14 protein-coding genes are annotated in these 17,173 nt (G+C 36.4%); 4 read left to right on the top strand and 10 right to left on the bottom strand.

Annotation, left to right across the window (positions count from 1 at the left end):
- Nucleotides 1–125 precede the first annotated feature (125 nt).
- Both O9307_RS11250 and uvrC read right to left on the bottom strand, forming a co-directional pair.
- Nucleotides 126–2,330 (bottom strand): patatin-like phospholipase family protein, encoded by a 2,205-nt coding sequence (locus tag O9307_RS11250; RefSeq protein WP_298299196.1) that lies wholly within the window; start codon nucleotides 2,328–2,330, stop codon nucleotides 126–128.
- A 20-nt stretch (nucleotides 2,331–2,350) separates the two neighbouring features.
- Nucleotides 2,351–4,144, bottom strand: a complete 1,794-nt coding sequence (uvrC, locus tag O9307_RS11245) for an excinuclease ABC subunit UvrC (protein ID WP_298299243.1) — start codon at nucleotides 4,142–4,144, stop codon at nucleotides 2,351–2,353.
- A gap of 176 nt (nucleotides 4,145–4,320) precedes the next feature.
- On the opposite strand from uvrC, the gene O9307_RS11240 reads away from it, so the two are divergent.
- From O9307_RS11240 to O9307_RS11230, 3 genes are all read left to right on the top strand, one after another.
- The gene (locus O9307_RS11240; protein WP_298299194.1) at nucleotides 4,321–5,313 is read left to right on the top strand and encodes a succinylglutamate desuccinylase/aspartoacylase family protein; all 993 of its coding nucleotides are present in this window, start codon (nucleotides 4,321–4,323) and stop codon (nucleotides 5,311–5,313) included.
- Between the two features lie 239 nt (nucleotides 5,314–5,552).
- Nucleotides 5,553–6,125, top strand: coding sequence for a 5-formyltetrahydrofolate cyclo-ligase (locus O9307_RS11235; protein WP_298299191.1), 573 nt, complete (start codon nucleotides 5,553–5,555; stop codon nucleotides 6,123–6,125).
- A 36-nt stretch (nucleotides 6,126–6,161) separates the two neighbouring features.
- Nucleotides 6,162–8,135, top strand: a complete 1,974-nt coding sequence (locus O9307_RS11230) for a biosynthetic peptidoglycan transglycosylase (protein ID WP_298299189.1) — start codon at nucleotides 6,162–6,164, stop codon at nucleotides 8,133–8,135.
- Nucleotides 8,136–8,225: 90 nt separating this feature from the next.
- Here the strand turns inward: O9307_RS11230 and O9307_RS11225 are convergent, their stop codons facing one another.
- Entirely contained in the window at nucleotides 8,226–8,501 is a 276-nt protein-coding gene (locus O9307_RS11225) for a TM2 domain-containing protein (RefSeq protein ID WP_298299186.1), read from the bottom strand.
- A 79-nt stretch (nucleotides 8,502–8,580) separates the two neighbouring features.
- The gene (locus O9307_RS11220) at nucleotides 8,581–9,528 is read right to left on the bottom strand and encodes a 2-hydroxyacid dehydrogenase (protein WP_298299184.1); all 948 of its coding nucleotides are present in this window, start codon (nucleotides 9,526–9,528) and stop codon (nucleotides 8,581–8,583) included.
- Between the two features lie 115 nt (nucleotides 9,529–9,643).
- On the opposite strand from O9307_RS11220, the gene nhaA reads away from it, so the two are divergent.
- Entirely contained in the window at nucleotides 9,644–10,813 is a 1,170-nt protein-coding gene (gene nhaA, locus O9307_RS11215) for a Na+/H+ antiporter NhaA (protein WP_298299182.1), read from the top strand.
- Nucleotides 10,814–10,836: 23 nt separating this feature from the next.
- Here nhaA and O9307_RS11210 read toward each other — a convergent pair whose 3' ends face one another.
- From O9307_RS11210 to O9307_RS11185, 6 genes are all read right to left on the bottom strand, one after another.
- Nucleotides 10,837–11,475 (bottom strand): hypothetical protein, encoded by a 639-nt coding sequence (locus tag O9307_RS11210; protein WP_298299179.1) that lies wholly within the window; start codon nucleotides 11,473–11,475, stop codon nucleotides 10,837–10,839.
- A gap of 205 nt (nucleotides 11,476–11,680) precedes the next feature.
- Complete coding sequence (gene proC / locus O9307_RS11205; RefSeq protein WP_298299177.1) at nucleotides 11,681–12,457, bottom strand: pyrroline-5-carboxylate reductase; 777 nt, start codon at nucleotides 12,455–12,457, stop codon at nucleotides 11,681–11,683.
- Nucleotides 12,458–12,731: 274 nt separating this feature from the next.
- Complete coding sequence (gene mgtE, locus O9307_RS11200; protein WP_298299174.1) at nucleotides 12,732–14,084, bottom strand: magnesium transporter; 1,353 nt, start codon at nucleotides 14,082–14,084, stop codon at nucleotides 12,732–12,734.
- A complete protein-coding gene (gene rsmA / locus O9307_RS11195) occupies nucleotides 14,074–14,853 on the bottom strand; it encodes a 16S rRNA (adenine(1518)-N(6)/adenine(1519)-N(6))-dimethyltransferase RsmA (protein WP_159689290.1) in 780 nt (259 codons plus the stop codon). The genes mgtE and rsmA overlap by 11 nt, the downstream gene beginning before the upstream one ends.
- A 132-nt stretch (nucleotides 14,854–14,985) precedes the next feature.
- Nucleotides 14,986–15,297, bottom strand: coding sequence for a DUF4286 family protein (locus tag O9307_RS11190; protein ID WP_298299170.1), 312 nt, complete (start codon nucleotides 15,295–15,297; stop codon nucleotides 14,986–14,988).
- 86 nt (nucleotides 15,298–15,383) lie between these two features.
- Nucleotides 15,384–17,162 (bottom strand): tetratricopeptide repeat protein, encoded by a 1,779-nt coding sequence (locus O9307_RS11185; RefSeq protein ID WP_298299168.1) that lies wholly within the window; start codon nucleotides 17,160–17,162, stop codon nucleotides 15,384–15,386.
- Between the last annotated feature and the right edge of the window lie 11 nt (nucleotides 17,163–17,173).

Here is a 17,173-nt window from a genome sequence, read left to right as displayed (position 1 = left end):
ATTCCTTAAAAAATAGTGCAATCATTCTGGATTTCTCTTAATAAGAAATTGCAGATAATCTAATAAACCTTGCCATGTTGTTTTCATAAAAGCAAATGTCGTAATTTTTTTGATATAATTTACGATTAAAAAACATATCCTATACTGAACCACGCAAATCCTTTAGGATCCTCAGGAGACCAAGAATACTTAACCTTAATAGGGCCTAAGATTGTTTCTAAGCCATAGCCCACTGCATATCCTGAATATTTAGGAATAGAAAACCAATCTAAAGAACTAAAAATTTCTTCTCCAACATTGGCAAAATTTGCCGAAAAATTAAAGTGATTTTTTTTATAGAATTCATAATCTAAAGTCCCTAATGTTTTAATAAAACTATCTCCTCCAATACTCAAAAAGTCATAACCGTAAAAGGGTTTAAAGTTATTTACTGGCGTAAAACCATATCCACCGAGAACAAAATCAAAAAAAGGAATGCTTTTTTTTCCAATAGCCATTCCAGCATCAGTTTGAAATTTAAAAACTAATTTAGGTAGAACTTTGAATGCGACGGCAAAATCTGCTTTTAAAATAGTGAAAGGATTAAATTTGTCGGTTTGATTAGAAGACATTAAATAAGAATGAATATCTCCTGTAAAAGTCCATCCTTTTGTTGGGAAATATTTATTATCAAATGCATCATATTTTAAGTACCCAAAAGCACTGAAATAAGTACTATTATCTAAATCAGGCGTATTTTTAGCAATGGTTATGGGAATAATTCTTAAATACTTGTATTCGAGACCTGCACCGATTAAGAATTTTTGCACAAACACAGATTGAAAATAGGCTTGATTATTCCAGTCTTTGAAATCAATGTTTATTAGTGATAAATCACTGTCACCATTTGCATTGGTTTGAATCGTATTGGACACATTTCTATTAAATTGACTAAAAGTAGATTTAAATCCAAAACTAATATTAAAGCCATTATCTACATAGTAATCTAGATTGTACCGTAAATTATCCCCAATAATTAAATCCAACGAAGCATTATCATTTTTGAAGAAAAGATTTTTCTGGGTAATGTTAGCCAAAACAGCGCTTTTGTACAATCCATCATAGTGCAGGCCAAATTTCAACAATGTTTTGGTTTCATTTTCTTTAAGATTCAACACCAACGTTTCTCCGTAACCACCGGGCTCAAGAGCGTAATTAATTGAATTAAAATTTTGCGTAGCGTTTATGGTGTTTATTCCACTTTGTAATTTGTCATACGTAATTACTGTACCTGGCTTGAATCGAAGCTTTCCTTTAACATAAGCGCTGGTAAAATTAGCAAGCTCATTTACTTTAATATCGTCGACAAAAATACTGTCTGAACTCACTTTCATTTTTGGCTTTTGATAGGGTGGGTTTTCAGTAGCCAAAGCTTTCAATTTTTCGTAAACTGCAAAAGTAGCCTCCTCCCCTTTAACAATAATTTCTTTGCCTTTATCAAATGAAACTACGCTAAAATCTTTGATGTCTGGCTTAATGTAGATCGTTGTTTTCTTAACATTGTCCTTCATACGCTCGATCATGTTCAAATTACTAATCTGAACCAAAATTTTTGTCGCGTTTTTTAGGGCCGTTCGATCTTTCAATCCGTCTTGAACATCTACCCCAATGATAATATCGGCTCCCAAATCTTGTACCTCTTTGATTGGATAATTATTTACAACACCTCCATCAATCAAAATTCTTCCGTCTATTTCTACTGGCGAAAACAAAGAAGGAAAAGCCGAACTAGCCAGCATAGCTTGCGCTAAATTCCCTTTATTTAGCAATACTTGTTCTCCATTTTCAATATCTGTAGCAATACAGAAAAATGGAATGGGAAGTTGATTAAAATCCTTAATATCTTTCACATTTCGGGTGAGTCGTGTCAATAAATTAAAATTGTATATCCCTTTAGAAAGCGCCTCAGGAATACCAAATCTGAATTTATTAAACGGCAAAACAATGGCATACAACTCATCGTTTCTTTTTACGTAGAAATTTTTCGTTCCTCTTGGAATGTAATCGTTGATGAGTTCATCAAAGTTAGTAGTATGAAAAATTGAATCTATTTGAGAAGCGGTATAGCCCGAGGCATAAAGACCTCCTATCACTGCCCCCATACTGGTCCCTCCAATATAATCAATCTTGATTCCTGCTTCCTCAATAACTTTTAGCACCCCAATATGCGCAAACCCTTTCGCGCCACCACCACTTAATACCAAACCTATTTTTGGTTTTTTGTCTGGGTTTTGCGCAAAAAATGAGAAACTACTAAGTAATACGATAAGAATGATTGAGAGTTTCTTCATAAATCGAGAGAATTACATCGTTATTTTGTCTTGTAAAAGTCGGAAATTTTTTTGGCTTTCGACACTCCTATAACCTCAGAAATTTCTTTTTCTGATGCCAATTGCAATCTTTTTACACTTTTAAAATGTTGAATTAATGTAGTCATTGTTTTTTCTCCTATACCTGGAATGCTTTCGATCGATGAATTTAAGGCGGCTTTGCTTCGTTTGTCACGATGATGTGTGATTCCGAATCGGTGCGCTTCGTTTCGCAATTGCTGAATCACCTTTAGTGTTTCGGATTTTTTATCCAAATACAAAGGGATGGAATCTCCGGGAAAAAAGAGTTCTTCCAATCGTTTGGCGATGCCAATGATGGTGATTTTCCCTCTCAATCCAAGTTCATCAATACTTTTTAAAGCAGCAGATAATTGTCCTTTTCCCCCATCAATGATTATCAATTGTGGTAAAGGTTCGTTTTCTTCCAACAATCTTTTGTATCTTCTGTAAACCACCTCCGTCATCGAAGCAAAATCATCGGGTCCTTCGACAGTTTTGATATTAAAATGACGGTAATCTTTCTTGCTAGGTTTCCCATCTTTAAAAACCACACAAGCCGAGACAGGATTCGTTCCTTGAATATTTGAATTATCAAAACACTCAATATGTCTTGGCTCAACAGGCAATCGCAAGTCTTTTTGCATTTGCGCCATAATGCGATTGGTGTGACGGTCTGGGTCTACAATCTGCAATTGTTTGAGTTGTTCGATGCGATAAAACTTGGCATTACGAATAGACAAATCCAATATCTGTTTTTTATCGCCCAATTGAGGCACTGTTATTTTGATGTTTTCCCCCAAATCTATAGCGAAAGGAACAATCACTTCTCTGGACAATAAATGAAAGCGTTCTCTAAGTTCTACAATCGCTAATTCTAACAACTCTTCATCGGTTTCTGCTAACTTCTTCTTGATTTCCATCGTGTGTGAACGAATAATCGAACCGTGAGAAATTTGCAAGAAATTGACAAAAGCGGCGCTTTCATCCGAAACAATCGAAAACACATCTATATTCGTGATTTTCGGATTGACAATCGTAGAACGGGATTGATAGTTCTCTAAAACCTCTATTTTTTCCTTTATTTTCTGAGCTTCTTCAAACTTCATTTCGCTGGCTAAATCGACCATCATTCGTTTAAAGTCTTTTAAACTTTCTTTGAAATTCCCTTTAAGGATTTCGCGTATGGCGTCTACTTGTTTTTGGTAATGTTCCAAGCTTTCGTGACCTTCACAAGGGCCTTTGCAATTGCCGATATGGTATTCTAAACACACTTTAAATTTCCCACTATTGATATTGTTTTGGCTCAAATCAAAATTACAAGTGCGGAGTGGATACAACTCTTTGATTAATTCCAAAATCGTATTTACGGTCTTGAAACTCGTGTAAGGACCAAAATATTCAGAACCGTCTTTAATCATTCTACGAGTAGAAAAAATACGTGAAAAAGGTTCTTTTTTAATGCACAACCAAGGATAACTTTTGTCATCGCGAAGCAAGACATTATAACGAGGCTGAAGCGTTTTAATTAAATTATTTTCTAACAACAACGCATCGGATTCTGTTGGAACTACAATGTGCTTTATGGTCACAATTTTTTTGACCAACACATTGGTTTTGGCCGTATCGTGAATTTTGTTAAAATAAGAGGACACCCTTTTTTTTAGGTTTTTGGCTTTGCCTACATATAAAATTTTACCTTCCTTATCATAATATTGATACACTCCTGGATTATCAGGAAGGGTTTGTATTTGAAGGGCTATTGAAGGTTGCGTCATTGTAGTTTTAGAAAATTCGCCATCGCTTGTTATTCTGAACAAATTTAGTAATTCTATTTTTCTAAAACTTCTGCGTTGGCTTTTTCTTTCTTAAGACAAAAATGATGCAAAGCGATTCGTAAAATAAAACCTTTTAATGCTTAATAATTTTTATATTTAGCCAATTAAAGTTGGCTATGAGAAGTTTAAAACCAATAACGATTTTTGGCGAAAGCATTTTACCAGGAGAAAACAAAACCATCAACGTAGAGATGGCGAGACTTCACACGACTACAAAACTCAATATCCCCATTATTGTTCGTCGGTCTAAACTTGATGGCCCCGTTGTGCTTTTCTCTGCCGGTATTCACGGAGATGAAATCAACGGCATCGAAATTGTGCGACAACTCATTAGCAAAAAAATAAACAAACCCAAACGCGGCACTATTATTTGCATTCCTATCATTAATATGTATGGATTTGTGAATCGTTCCCGAGAATTTCCTGATGGTCGTGATTTGAATCGTTCTTTTCCAGGAAGCAAAAAAGGGTCTTTGGCGAGTAGATTTGCCTTTCATATTCTAAACGAAGTTATGCCCGAAGTGCATTATGCCATTGATTTTCACGCAGGAGGTGCGAGTAGATTCAATGCGCCACAAATTCGCTTAGCCGAAAACGACCCCGAATTAAAACTATTGGCCGATACCTTCAATGCGCCGTTTACTTTGTATTCCAAAAATATTGGAGGTTCTTTCCGAAACTCGAGTACCAAAATGAATATAAAAATGCTCCTTTTCGAGGGTGGAAAATCATTAGACATTAATAAAGAAGTGGCCAATGAAGGGATTAATGGTGTGAAACGAGTCCTAGCCTACCTAGATATGTTAGACCCCAAACACACTGTCGAAATTCCAGAAAACAAAACCATTTACATCGAAAAATCGAATTGGGTTAGAGCCAAATGTTCTGGAATGCTTCACGACTATAATACTATAGGTACGTTTGTAAAAAAAGGAACTGTTCTCGCGACCATAACCGACCCCTTTGGGAAATTTGAACGCAAAATCAAAGCGCCTAATGATGGGTACGTAATCAATAGCAATCAATCGCCTATAGTTTACGAAGGCGATGCCATTTTTCATTTGTCTACTTCCTTGGTTACTGAAAAAAACAAAAATGTTTTGCACTAGAAAAAATTAGTAATATTATCATTCATGCTCAAAATGCTCAGGGCATTCCGTATTTCTGTAAACCTTTTATAAACATCGTAACGCTCAAAGCGAAAAACATTAACCATACTTTAGCAGAAAAATTTGATTTGGCACCCAACAACTCAACGCTGAACACAAATGCTACAAAATAGTGCTTATGGATCATGTAGAAGTCGAACATTTGACTACTTTTATAGCCCAATTAAAAGCAACTATGCATGTTGAAAAAGGAATTACGGCTTAAATACAAAGCACTCAGAAAAACACTTAGTGAAAATGACATAGAATCGATGAGCTTGGAAATCGCCAATCAAGCTTTATCGCTTCCTATTTGGGACAAAACCTATTTTCATATCTTTTTACCTATTGAGCCGCAAAAGGAAATCAATACCGAATATCTTTTACACATTTTAGCTGGAAAAGACAAAGAAATCATCCTGTCGAAAAGTGATTTCGAGACCCGAAAAATGACGCATTTTTTATTGACAGAAAACACCAAAATCGTTAAAAACGACTATCAAATTCCAGAACCCGTTTCTGGTATTGCAGTTCCATCACAACAAATAGAAGTGGTATTTGTACCTTTATTGGCCTATGACAAATTGGGCAACCGAGTAGGCTATGGCAAAGGGTTTTATGACCAATTTCTCTCCGAATGTTCTCCCGAAACTTTAAAAATTGGACTATCCTTCTTTGAACCCGAAGAACAAATAAACGATGTTTTTGAGAATGATATACAATTGGATTATTGTGTAAGTCCGCACACCATTTTTAAATTTATCTTAACATAAAATGAGATACTTTTGTACCCAAGTGAAACCCCAAATATGAGAATAAACAAACAAAAACTGCTTTTGGCAGCCAAAATACTTTTAGCAGTCCTCCTACTATTGGTGGGCGGTTTTATCTTTTTTAGAGACTCGCTTTTAAACCAAGCGTTAGATAAAGTTTCGACCAAAATGACGCAGCAGTACAACAGTAACTTTACTGTAAAAAAAGCCTCTTTTGATGGTATGAACGGCGTCGATTTATACGATGTGGTTTTAGCTCCCAAAAACGCCGACACTCTATTGAATATTAAAAAATTAAAAACGAGTATTAGCTTCTGGAATCTTTTTATAGGAGACATTCAATTGCAATCTTTGGAACTAAAAGAAGGATACATTCAATTGGTAAAAAAAGGAAAGGTCAAAAATTTTGATGCTTTTTTGAAAAAAGATGAAGAACTCAATCTAGAAAACTCCGATAGCAAAACCGATTATGCTGCGACCGCTTACCGAATGATTTCGAGGCTTCTTAACTTGGTTCCAACGGACATGAGTATCGAAAAATTAGCTTTCAAGATTGACGATAATGGCAAAAAAGCAATTATCGATATCGAAAAACTAACTTTAGACAATCAAGAACTCAACTCCTTAATCTCGGTAGAAACGGGTACTTTCAAACAACATCTGAGTATGAAAGGCTTGGCCGACCCAAGAAACAGAAAAGCCGATATTCGCATTTTCAATAAAGATACTGGCGCCATTCGTTTGCCTTATGTAGATGAGCGTTACAACCTCAAATCGAGTTTTGATTCGATTCGTTTGAATGTTGACAACATCGAAAAAACGATGGGCGAATTCCATTTAGATGGCTTTGCAACCATAACCAATTTGCACGTAAATCATCCCAAAATTGCCAACAAGGATGTAGTCATCAAAAAAGCGCGTTTTGACTACCGTTTTCTTCTGGGCTCTGACTTTATTTCTATTGATAAAAGCTCAACCTTGCAACTCAATAAAATAAAATTGAATCCGTATATGGCTTACGAAACCGAATCGGATACCATCTATAAACTGCAAGTGAGCATTCCAAAAATGAAGGCACAAGACTTTATCGTTTCCCTTCCTGATGGTTTATTTACCAACTTCCAAGGGATGGAAGCCCAAGGAAATTTTGAATACAACTTGGATTTTAAATTCAATAAAAACAAACCGTATCAACTGGTTTTTGACAGCAAATTAAACAAAGAAAACCTCCGAATTACAAAATACGGCAAAGCCAATTTAACGAAACTCAATGGCGAATTCGTGTATCGAGCTATCATCAAAAACGTATTGCAACGTCCTATTGTAGTAGGAACAGAAAATCCAGATTACACCCCTTTGGACCAAATTTCTCCCTATCTACAAAAATGTGTGCTCACTACCGAGGACCCTTCTTTTTTTCGTCACAGAGGTTTCATCAACGAAGCTTTCAAACAATCGATTATCAAAAACATTCGCACCAAAAAGTTCGCTCGTGGCGCGAGTACCATCAGTATGCAATTGGTCAAAAATGTATTCTTGACCCGCGAAAAAACCTTGTCCCGCAAATTAGAAGAAATTTTATTGGTATACATCCTCGAAAACAACCGCGTAGTAAGCAAAGAGCGCATGCTCGAAGTCTATTTCAATATCATCGAATGGGGGCCAGATGTATACGGAATTGGCGAAGCAAGCCGTTTTTATTTCCAAAAAACACCCGCCGAATTAGACTTGAACGAATGTTTGTACTTGGCTAGAATCATCCCAAGTCCACGCAAATTTATGTACCAATTCAATGACGAAGGTAACCTGAAAGACTATGCCGCAAAACAACAGCTGTACCTGACTAATCTAATGAACAGACGAGGGCTACTTGCGCCAGAGGATTCCATTTACAAATCGAAACCTTTCTTCATTACTGGTCAAGCCAAATCATTCATCAAATTGCGAGTGCCAGACAGCACCAAAATTTCGGTTGATTCTTTGGCGACAGAACTCCCGTTTGAATTTTAGCGTAAAAGCTTGTTTTTACCCAATAAAAAAGAGGCGGTCTAGATGTATACTTTATTACTAGACCGCCTCATTTATATTGGATTTGGAAGATTAAAACCACCCTCTTTTGCCCACTTGGTACGTTTGATAAAACTCTTCGTCCGATTTGGTCAAATAGATAATGCCTTCAATTAATCCGATTATGGAACCAATTCCACATAGTCCAATTAGCAATTGTATGATTCCTTCTTGAGTGTAGCCTAAAATAAACTTATGAATTCCTAACCCACCTAAAACGATGGCCAAAATTCCAGCAATTATTTTTTTGTTTTCGGGTTGGGCTTTAGGATAAGAGGTATTCCATGCTTCGTGTTTAGTTTCTTCCATGATGGTAAAATTTCGTTATTGATTTAGTTAGTTGTAAATCTATAAAAAAAGTTACACATTTTTCATAACCAACAGCTTATCATTTAGTATAAAGTAGCTTTATTTTGTCTACAATCACTTGAGCCAGTCGTTCATGACTTTCAAAAGTCCAACCTGCAATATGTGGCGAAAGTAAAACTTTAGGGCTTTTCAGTAAGTAATCAAAAGCTTCGGGCGTGTTTTTGTCTTGGAATAAAGTTTCAAAAGACAATTTCTCATACTCCAAAACATCCAATCCTGCACCCAAAATTTTTCCAGATTCTAGCGCTTGAACTAAATCGGCAGTAACTACATTTTTGCCTCTAGAAGTATTAATCAACCAAAATGGGTTGGAAAATGAAGCGATAAAATCAGCATTTACCATTTTGTCCGTTTCAGGTGTCCAAGGAATATGTAGACTCAGCACATCGGCTTTTTGTTGTAATTCTTCTAGTGTAACTTGTTTGGCGTTGGCATCACCTACATTGGGTAAGATATCGTGACAGATTACCTCAACCTCAAAGCCTCGCAGTTTTTTGGCAAAAGCCTTTCCCATATTTCCGTAGCCAATAATCCCAACAGTCTTTCCGTCTAGTTCATGACCGCGATTACTTTCTCTATTCCATTGCCCTTTTCTAATTTCGTTATCGGCTCGGTTGAGTTTGTTAAAAAGCGACAAAATCATTCCTAAAGAATGCTCTGCCACCGCATTTCGATTGCCTTCTGGAGCGGCTATTAGTGCAATGTTTTTTGCTAGTGCATAATCACAATCGATACTTTCGAGACCAGCTCCTACTCGAGCAATAAACTGTAAATTAGTGGCTTTGTCGATGAAATTTTTATCGATTTTGAATCGGCTACGAATCACGATACCATGATAGTCTTTAATTTTATCTTCAATGGCTTCTTTAGAAGAAGTAAAGTCGGCTTCATTGTGAAAACCCGCTTCTTGTAATTGTTCCCACAGCAAAGGATTGTTGCTGTCTATATGAAGGATTTTGATGTCCATAACTACTATTTTTTATCCTTCAAATTAACGAAAAAAATACGGTTTTTACTTTCTGGAAAGTAGTTCCTTTAAAAATGCTTAAATTAGCCATACGTATAAAAACACATTACAAGCAATGAAATTGACGAAAACATTTAAAGCCTTCTTTGAAAGTGAAAAATCCGGTGGTCTATTACTTCTTTTTGTAACAATCCTCTCGCTACTTATGGCCAATTCGAGCCTGCAAACCGATTATATTGCCTTTTGGAAAACTCCATTAGGGCATCATACAATCACCGATTGGATTAACGACGGCTTGATGGCCATTTTCTTTTTAATGATTGGATTAGAGTTAGAGCGCGAAATTTATGATGGAGAACTAGCTAACATCAAAAATGCGGCTTTACCTATTTTTGGAGCGTTGGGTGGAATGGTTGTTCCTGCTGGGATTTTTTTAGCGCTAAATTTTGGAACGATTACCCAAAACGGAGCGGGTATTCCTATGGCTACTGATATTGCTTTTGCGATTGGAATTTTGTCTTTGTTGGGGAATCGGGTGCCAGCTTCTTTAAAAATATTTTTAACGGCATTGGCAGTTATTGATGATTTGGGAGCCATTATCGTCATTGCTGTTTTTTATACCGATTCTATTGCGTTTCTCAATTTATTTTATGCTTTAGCGATTTGGGGTTTCCTATTTATTTTGAACCGACGAAAAGTGCACAACTTGATTCCGTACTTGTTAGGTGGAATAGCAATGTGGTATTTTATGTTGAATTCAGGAATTCATGCCACGATTACAGGCGTTATTTTGGCCTTTGTTATTCCGTTTGGGGATGGTGGACCACAAAGTGCTTCTTACCGTTTGCAACACTTTTTACACAATCCTGTGGCCTTTTTTATTCTGCCTTTATTCGCAATTGCCAATACTGGAATTGCTATCGACAGCAATTGGCATGAAGGATTATTGCATGAAAACACCATTGGGATTATTGCAGGATTAGTTATTGGTAAGCCTTTGGGCATTTGGTTGTTTTCGTTTTTGGCAGTGACTTTTGGCGTTTGTGCTTTGCCGAAAGAGCTGCGTTGGAAAGATATTATTGGTGCTGGAATGTTGGGCGGAATAGGATTTACGATGTCCATTTTTATCACCTTATTGGCCTTTAAAAACGACGGGGAGGAAATCATCAATTATTCTAAAATTGCGATTCTAATTGCTTCGTTTTTGGCAGGAACCCTTGGTTTTATTTGGCTCAAAATCAATTTAAAAGCAAAGAAAACTAAAAAGAAAAAAGCGGTGTCATAACCGCTTTTTCTTTTTTATAATTTTTACAAACTCGCTTTACGCCAGTTAAATAATAATAATCTTCTTCTATCATCAATGTCATTCACACGGACTTCGGTTACATCTTCAACCTTAAAAATTGCATTGCCTAAATCTTCTCCATTTTTACCAACACAATGCAATATAAAATCCTCTTCGGAGAAATCAATTACAAAACCGGTAAAATATTCTGAACCATTTACTTCAAAACTGCTTATTTGATTTTTTACATTGCAGAGTTGTTTTACAGCCTCAAATTGCCAATATCCCGAATGATTTAGTGTGATTTCAAAATCTGAAGGTTGGTCTATTATTGATGAATATTCAATTAAACATTCCATTACTTTGGTATAGTCGTCATTGAAATCGATAGTTTTTATATTGGCAACTTTTATAAATACAATTCCATCAGGTTTTCCAAATCGAGTATAGTGCCTAAAACCAATATATTCTTCATTAATTTCTGTAACATAGCCTACAAATGAACTTCTATCTGAATTGTATTGCCATATAGAAATCAATTCACGATTTTCTTGAGATTTGAGAAGAATATTGTTGAGCAGGGAACTATTCATAGTTTTATTTGATTGTAATGAATTATCGTTTTTAGACTGATTAAACCAATTGGAAAAAAAATTAATCATTTTAGGATATTTATGTTATCCAAATATATAGATTTTTCTTTCAAAATAAAATAAAAAATAAGATGACTATCAAGGTGGTTTCCGCGTGAGGGATAGGAGTAATCCGCCATTGCGGAGCGGATAGCCCGACAGCCTAAAGGAAAGGGGCCGACTCACGACTAGCATGAGTTGGCCCCTTTGCTTTAGGGTGGCACGCCCAAATGATTTATCCTTTTATTTGTTTTAAGGACGTTTTGATGCCTCGAATGAGTGAAGAACTGAAACCGTGCATTTCCATTTCGTTGAGTCCTGCGATGGTACAGCCTTGTGGGGTAGTTACGCGGTCGATTAATTGTTCTGGATGGCCTTTTTCTTCAAGGAGCATTTCGGCGGCACCTTTTACGGTTTGTGCTGAAATGGCCAGAGCCGTTTGCCAATCGAATCCAATTTCGATACCGGCTTGCATAGACGCACGGATATAACGTAGGGCAAAAGCCGTTCCGCTGGCTGCCAAAACGGTGGCGGCATCCATTAGTTTTTCGTCGATAATTGGCGCGGTTCCTAAGTCTTGAAACAATTGTACTACCGGTTGAGCGGCTTCTTTGTTTTTTTCGTTGAAGGCGATACAAGTCGCTGAAGCTCCAAATTGAGCAGCGATGTTGGGCATAATTCGGATAGCGCTGTGTGAAGGGCCTATTTTGTTTTGTAAATTTTCGATAGATAAACCACTAACGGCTGAGGCAATGGTTTTGTTCGTAATTACTGGAAGGATTTCGGTCAATACCGTATCTACTTGATAAGGTTTGATGGTCAAGATAATCAAGTCGGCTTCTTGAATAGCTAAGGTATTGTCTGTTGCAACGGTGATTCCGAGTTCTTGCAAATATAAAATACTAGCCGTGTTGCGTCGTGTGATGGTGATTTGATGGCCTTGTGAAAACTTGGCTAAACCTAAGGCAATAGAAACGCCAAGGTTTCCTCCTCCGATGATGTGTACTTTCATGGTTTGGTTTTTTCCTCCCCCCAGCCCCCTCCAAAAGAGGGGGAGCCGATATGGGAATGTATTATTTTTATTACTTACCTTTTGTCGAAATTATTATTTACCACATAGAATATATAGTTTTTAAGAGAAATAAATAGACGTTTTACTATTCACATAGCTCTTCTATTGTGAGAAATAGTGCTATTTCTTTTTTTCTCTGTTGATTTGCTATTAATCTATCGCTCTATGTGGTTACGTTTTTATTTTTTTGAATTTCACCCAATAGATTTACTTATTAAAACCCTAGCACTAATTTGGCAATAGAAAAATAAATCAAAATTCCGCAAATGTCGTTACTAGTGGTAATAAATGGCCCTGTTGCTAATGCTGGGTCAATACCAAATTTGTCCAATAACAACGGGATAAAAGTACCAATTAATGAGGCAATAATTATCACGGAAACCAATGCAATTGTTACAATTACGCCAATAATTACCTCTACATTCAGCAGAAAATGGCTTCCGAAAAACAAGATACTGGCTAAGATTAATCCGTTCAAAAGACTTAGTGAAATTTCTTTTACCAAACGATTGAACAGCGAACCGCTTAAGGTATTATTTGCCAAACCTTGAACGATGATTGCTGAGGATTGTACTCCAACATTTCCAGCCATCGCAGCGATTAATGGAGTGAAAAAGAATAATTTTCCGTGTTCGAGCATGGCGCCTTCAAACAAACCAAGCACGCGAACGGTGATAAACCCACCTAATAGCGCCAAAACCAACCAAGGCAAACGCGCTTTGGTCAATTCCATAATGCTATCATCGGCCTCTACGTCTTGAGAGATACCCGCTGCTAACTGGTAATCTTTGTCGGCTTCGTCCTTGATTACGTCAACGATATCATCGATGGTGATTCTACCCACTAAACGACCTAATTCATCCACTACAGGAATGGCTTCTAAGTCGTATTTTTGCATGATACGTGCTACCTCAACATCTTCGGTATCTACGTTTACAAAATTTAATTTTCTTATGTACACATCGCTGATTGCAGTTCGTGTAGAAGTGGTTAACAAGTCTTTGAGCGACAAACGTCCTTTTAGTCTTCCGTCATCATCTACTACATAAATGGAGTGTACGCGTGATATATTTTCGGCTTGAATTCGCATTTCTTTGACACAAGTGAGTACGTTCCAGTTTTCGTTGACTTTCACTAACTCTTTGTGCATGATTCCCCCAGCAGTATCTTCGTCATAGCGCAACAATTCGACAATGTCTTTAGCGTGCTCTACGTCTTGCAATTCTGATATTACTTCGGCTTTGATGTCTTGCGATAATTCGGCAATAATGTCTGCCGCATCATTGGTTTCTAATTCATCAAGCTCTTCAGCGATTTCTTTTGGGGAAAGACGGCTCAAGATGTTTTCTCTCAAATCGTCTTCTAGTTCTAGAAGGATTTCGGCTGTTTTTTCGCTATCTAAAACTTTAAAAATATAGGTAGCTTCATCAAATTCTAGCTCGTCTAGAATTTCGGCAATATCAGCATGGTGCATGTCATTCAATAACAACTCCAATTTTACATCGTTCTTGCTTTGAATGAGTTGCTCTAACTCTTGAATGAGTTCTTTGCTGATTTTAAACTCCATCGGCTTCTATTTTTTGGGTCAAGGCAATAAATTCTTCAACACTTAATTGCTCTGGACGAATATCAAATACTGGGTCTTCTCTTAGTTTATCGGACAAATTTAAGGTTTTTAAACTGTTGCGCAAGGTTTTTCTACGCTGTTGAAAGGCCGTTTTAACAACGGTAAACAAGAGTTTTTCGCTGCAAGGTAAAGTATAATTTTCTTTACGTCGCATGCGCATCACACCCGATTTTACTTTTGGCGGCGGATTGAATACGTGTTCGTCAACCGTAAACAAATATTCGGTATCGTAGAATGCTTGCGCCAAAACCGAAAGTATGCCGTAGGTTTTACTTCCTTTTTTCTCGCAAATGCGTTCGGCAACTTCTTTTTGAAACATCCCTGAAAACTCGGGAATTTGGTCTCTAAACTCCAAAGTTCTGAATACAATTTGCGTTGAAATATTATATGGGAAATTGCCAATAATAGCAAATTGTTTCCCTTCGAAAACGGAATTGATATTGTATTTTAAGAAATCTTCAGATATGATTTTATCCTTTAATTTTGGATAATTGGCATCCAAATAAGCCACCGATTCCGTATCGATTTCTATAACATAGGTGTCGATAGGTTTTTCTAGCAAATATTTGGTCAACACTCCCATTCCTGGTCCAATTTCTAAGACATCGTTGTAGCCTTCTAAACTCAAGGTATCGGCAATGGCTTTGGCAATGCTTTCATCTTTTAGAAAGTGTTGTCCGAGATGTTTTTTGGCTTTTACTTTTTCCATAATCATTTTTTTAACCGCAAAGGCAGGAAGGCGTTAGCGTATTTATGCGTTCTTAAATTCTTTTTTCTACAACATTGTTAGCGGATTTAATCCGTTATTACAATATTATTGGCACCAATGGAGCTATCGTTTTTAATGCTCCGAAATCACTTCTAATTCGGTTCTGAAAGCTAGCATTTTATCGCCGAATAATTTAAGTCCTTCTTCACGCAAAGCGGGCGCATCTTCTTGATAGTATTTTTGTAATGTTTCTCTGCTATCTGTGGTGTATTGAACAGAATAAGTAAGTCCTCCCATTTCTTCTTCGACCAAAACGCGAACCATTCTTGCATTTGAAAATTTGCCTGTCGCTAATATTTCTGGAATGTGCTTGTGCTGCATCCAAATCATCCATTTGTCGTGTACACTTTCGTGAATATTGATGGTAACGTTGTATATAATCATTGTTTAAAAAGTATTAAGATTGGAGTATTAAGTAGTAAGACTTTGAAAGAACAAACTATTTATATTTACTATTGAAATTACCATTTTTAAAGATTTTTATCGCCTCTTAACTGTCTGAATTTTTTCCTTGCCTCAACAAAATAAATACTGTCTTGATGGTTAAAAATCATTTTTTCATAAAGTGGTTTTGCTTTTTCGGGGTCGTTTAAGTATTTCACATAGAGTTCCGCTGCAAAAAACAAGCCTTCATCGATGTATATGCCATCACTATGTTGAGCAATTATTGCCTGATATTGTTGCAATGCCAAAGTATAATTACCAGTCGTCTCATACAATTTTCCTAATCGTAAAAGAGTCACCGCTTCAATCTCTTGTCCTTTGAATTGCTGTAGCATCTTTTGGAAATGAGCAATAGCTTCATCGTTGCGTTTTTGATACATCAAATAGTCTCCTTTGGCAAATTGCTTCAAAGCCGTTTGGGTCGAATCGGCAACAGTATTATCATTGATTAATAAAAAATACTCCAAAGCATCATTGGCAATCAATTGCGTATTGGCAGATTTCAATTCTTTAAATTGCTTCAAAGCCCAATCAAAATCGGTTTTAAAATAACTCGTTTTTGCTGCTTTTAAACTGGCTTCATGCGCCATTACATCGTTCTTCAAATCCAATTCAATTTGGGAATAGTACAGCAAAGCTTGGTTGTATTTTTCTTCAAATAAAAAAATATCGGCCAATTCCATTTTGGCATTGGCAATTTGGTAATCGTTTAACGGTAGTGCCAATGCTTTAGTAATAATTGCTTTTGCTTCTTCTGGTTTTTTTAAACTAAAAGCCGTAAAATGTGCTTGAATTAATTGCAATTTCAATGTAAACGGATTGATTTCAAATTGCTGCAATAAGGACTTAAGCTGCGTATCAATGGCAATAAAATCAGCGGGTTTTGCTTTGGCCAATTTCATTTCTATCAAGTACGTATTGGCTTGTATCAATGTTTCTAGATTCTTAGTGTTTTCTAAAACATAACCTAGTATTTCGGTTGCCGCTTCGGTTTGGTCTTCCTCAATTGCCATTTGTCCTAAACTTACGATTTCAGCCAAGGATTCTGGATTGCGTTTATAAATGGCTTTTTCTTGAATGAATGCTTTGCCAAACTCTTTTTGTTGTACATAAAACCAACTCAAATACTGATTCCAGAAGATATCTTGGTCTTTTTGTGTGCGTAAAATCAAAGCCTTTTTTAAAGAATCAGAAAATGAAGTATCGCTCTCGTCCGACATATAACGAGACAATTGATGCTGAATCAAATTCGAATTTTGCGGATTAATAAAGGCTTCATCCAAAAATGTGGTAATCATCAAATCGGTTTTGCCTAATTGCCCATAAAGCAAGGCCATTTGATAATTAAAATTAAAAGTCGCGTCTAATTCAGCCGCGGTTTGATAGGCTTTTACGGCGTATTCTAAAATCACTTTTTTTTCAAAAGCATTGGCTACACCATAGACTTCGTTAGGATTTTTACGAATGCTTTCGAGCGCTTGTTCGTAATAACTTTTGGCTTTGGCTTCGTTTTTTTGCAACTGCCAATTGTAGCCCATTTCGACTAATAAAAAAGCTTGTTTGTATTTAGAATAACGCGTTTGTATGGTTTTTTCGGCCAAATCATATTGTTGCAATTGTTGATAGCAATCAATTGTTCTGAGAAAATATTGAGAGTTTTGCGGGATACTTTTGAGTAATTCTTCGTACCCTAATTTGGCTTTTTCAAAATCTCCTTTTTCATAAAAATATTGAGCCAATTGTTCGTTTTGAGAAAAACAAATCCATGAAAAAAACAGCGCGATATGTAGAAAGAGTTTTTTCATGAGTTGCGAAA

The organism is Flavobacterium sp. (assembly GCF_027531905.1).
GTDB lineage: Bacteria > Bacteroidota > Bacteroidia > Flavobacteriales > Flavobacteriaceae > Flavobacterium.
The sequence above is the reverse complement of the archived record's forward strand: the minus strand, read 5'-3'. Positions and strand labels throughout refer to the sequence as shown.

Bases quoted from the DNA above. Each gene is read 5' to 3' on its own strand.
- O9307_RS11235 (WP_298299191.1), top strand. From the start codon at position 5,553: ATGTTGAAAAAGGAATTACGGCTTAAATACAAAGCACTCAGAAAAACA.
- O9307_RS11210 (WP_298299179.1), bottom strand. From the start codon at position 11,475: ATGATTAATTTTTTTTCCAATTGGTTTAATCAGTCTAAAAACGATAAT.
- nhaA (WP_298299182.1), top strand. From the start codon at position 9,644: ATGAAATTGACGAAAACATTTAAAGCCTTCTTTGAAAGTGAAAAATCC.
- O9307_RS11190 (WP_298299170.1), bottom strand. From the start codon at position 15,297: ATGATTATATACAACGTTACCATCAATATTCACGAAAGTGTACACGAC.
- O9307_RS11250 (WP_298299196.1), bottom strand. From the start codon at position 2,330: ATGAAGAAACTCTCAATCATTCTTATCGTATTACTTAGTAGTTTCTCA.
- proC (WP_298299177.1), bottom strand. From the start codon at position 12,457: ATGAAAGTACACATCATCGGAGGAGGAAACCTTGGCGTTTCTATTGCC.
- uvrC (WP_298299243.1), bottom strand. From the start codon at position 4,144: ATGACGCAACCTTCAATAGCCCTTCAAATACAAACCCTTCCTGATAAT.
- O9307_RS11185 (WP_298299168.1), bottom strand. From the start codon at position 17,162: ATGAAAAAACTCTTTCTACATATCGCGCTGTTTTTTTCATGGATTTGT.
- O9307_RS11220 (WP_298299184.1), bottom strand. From the start codon at position 9,528: ATGGACATCAAAATCCTTCATATAGACAGCAACAATCCTTTGCTGTGG.
- mgtE (WP_298299174.1), bottom strand. From the start codon at position 14,084: ATGGAGTTTAAAATCAGCAAAGAACTCATTCAAGAGTTAGAGCAACTC.
- O9307_RS11240 (WP_298299194.1), top strand. From the start codon at position 4,321: ATGAGAAGTTTAAAACCAATAACGATTTTTGGCGAAAGCATTTTACCA.
- O9307_RS11230 (WP_298299189.1), top strand. From the start codon at position 6,162: ATGAGAATAAACAAACAAAAACTGCTTTTGGCAGCCAAAATACTTTTA.
- O9307_RS11225 (WP_298299186.1), bottom strand. From the start codon at position 8,501: ATGGAAGAAACTAAACACGAAGCATGGAATACCTCTTATCCTAAAGCC.
- rsmA (WP_159689290.1), bottom strand. From the start codon at position 14,853: ATGGAAAAAGTAAAAGCCAAAAAACATCTCGGACAACACTTTCTAAAA.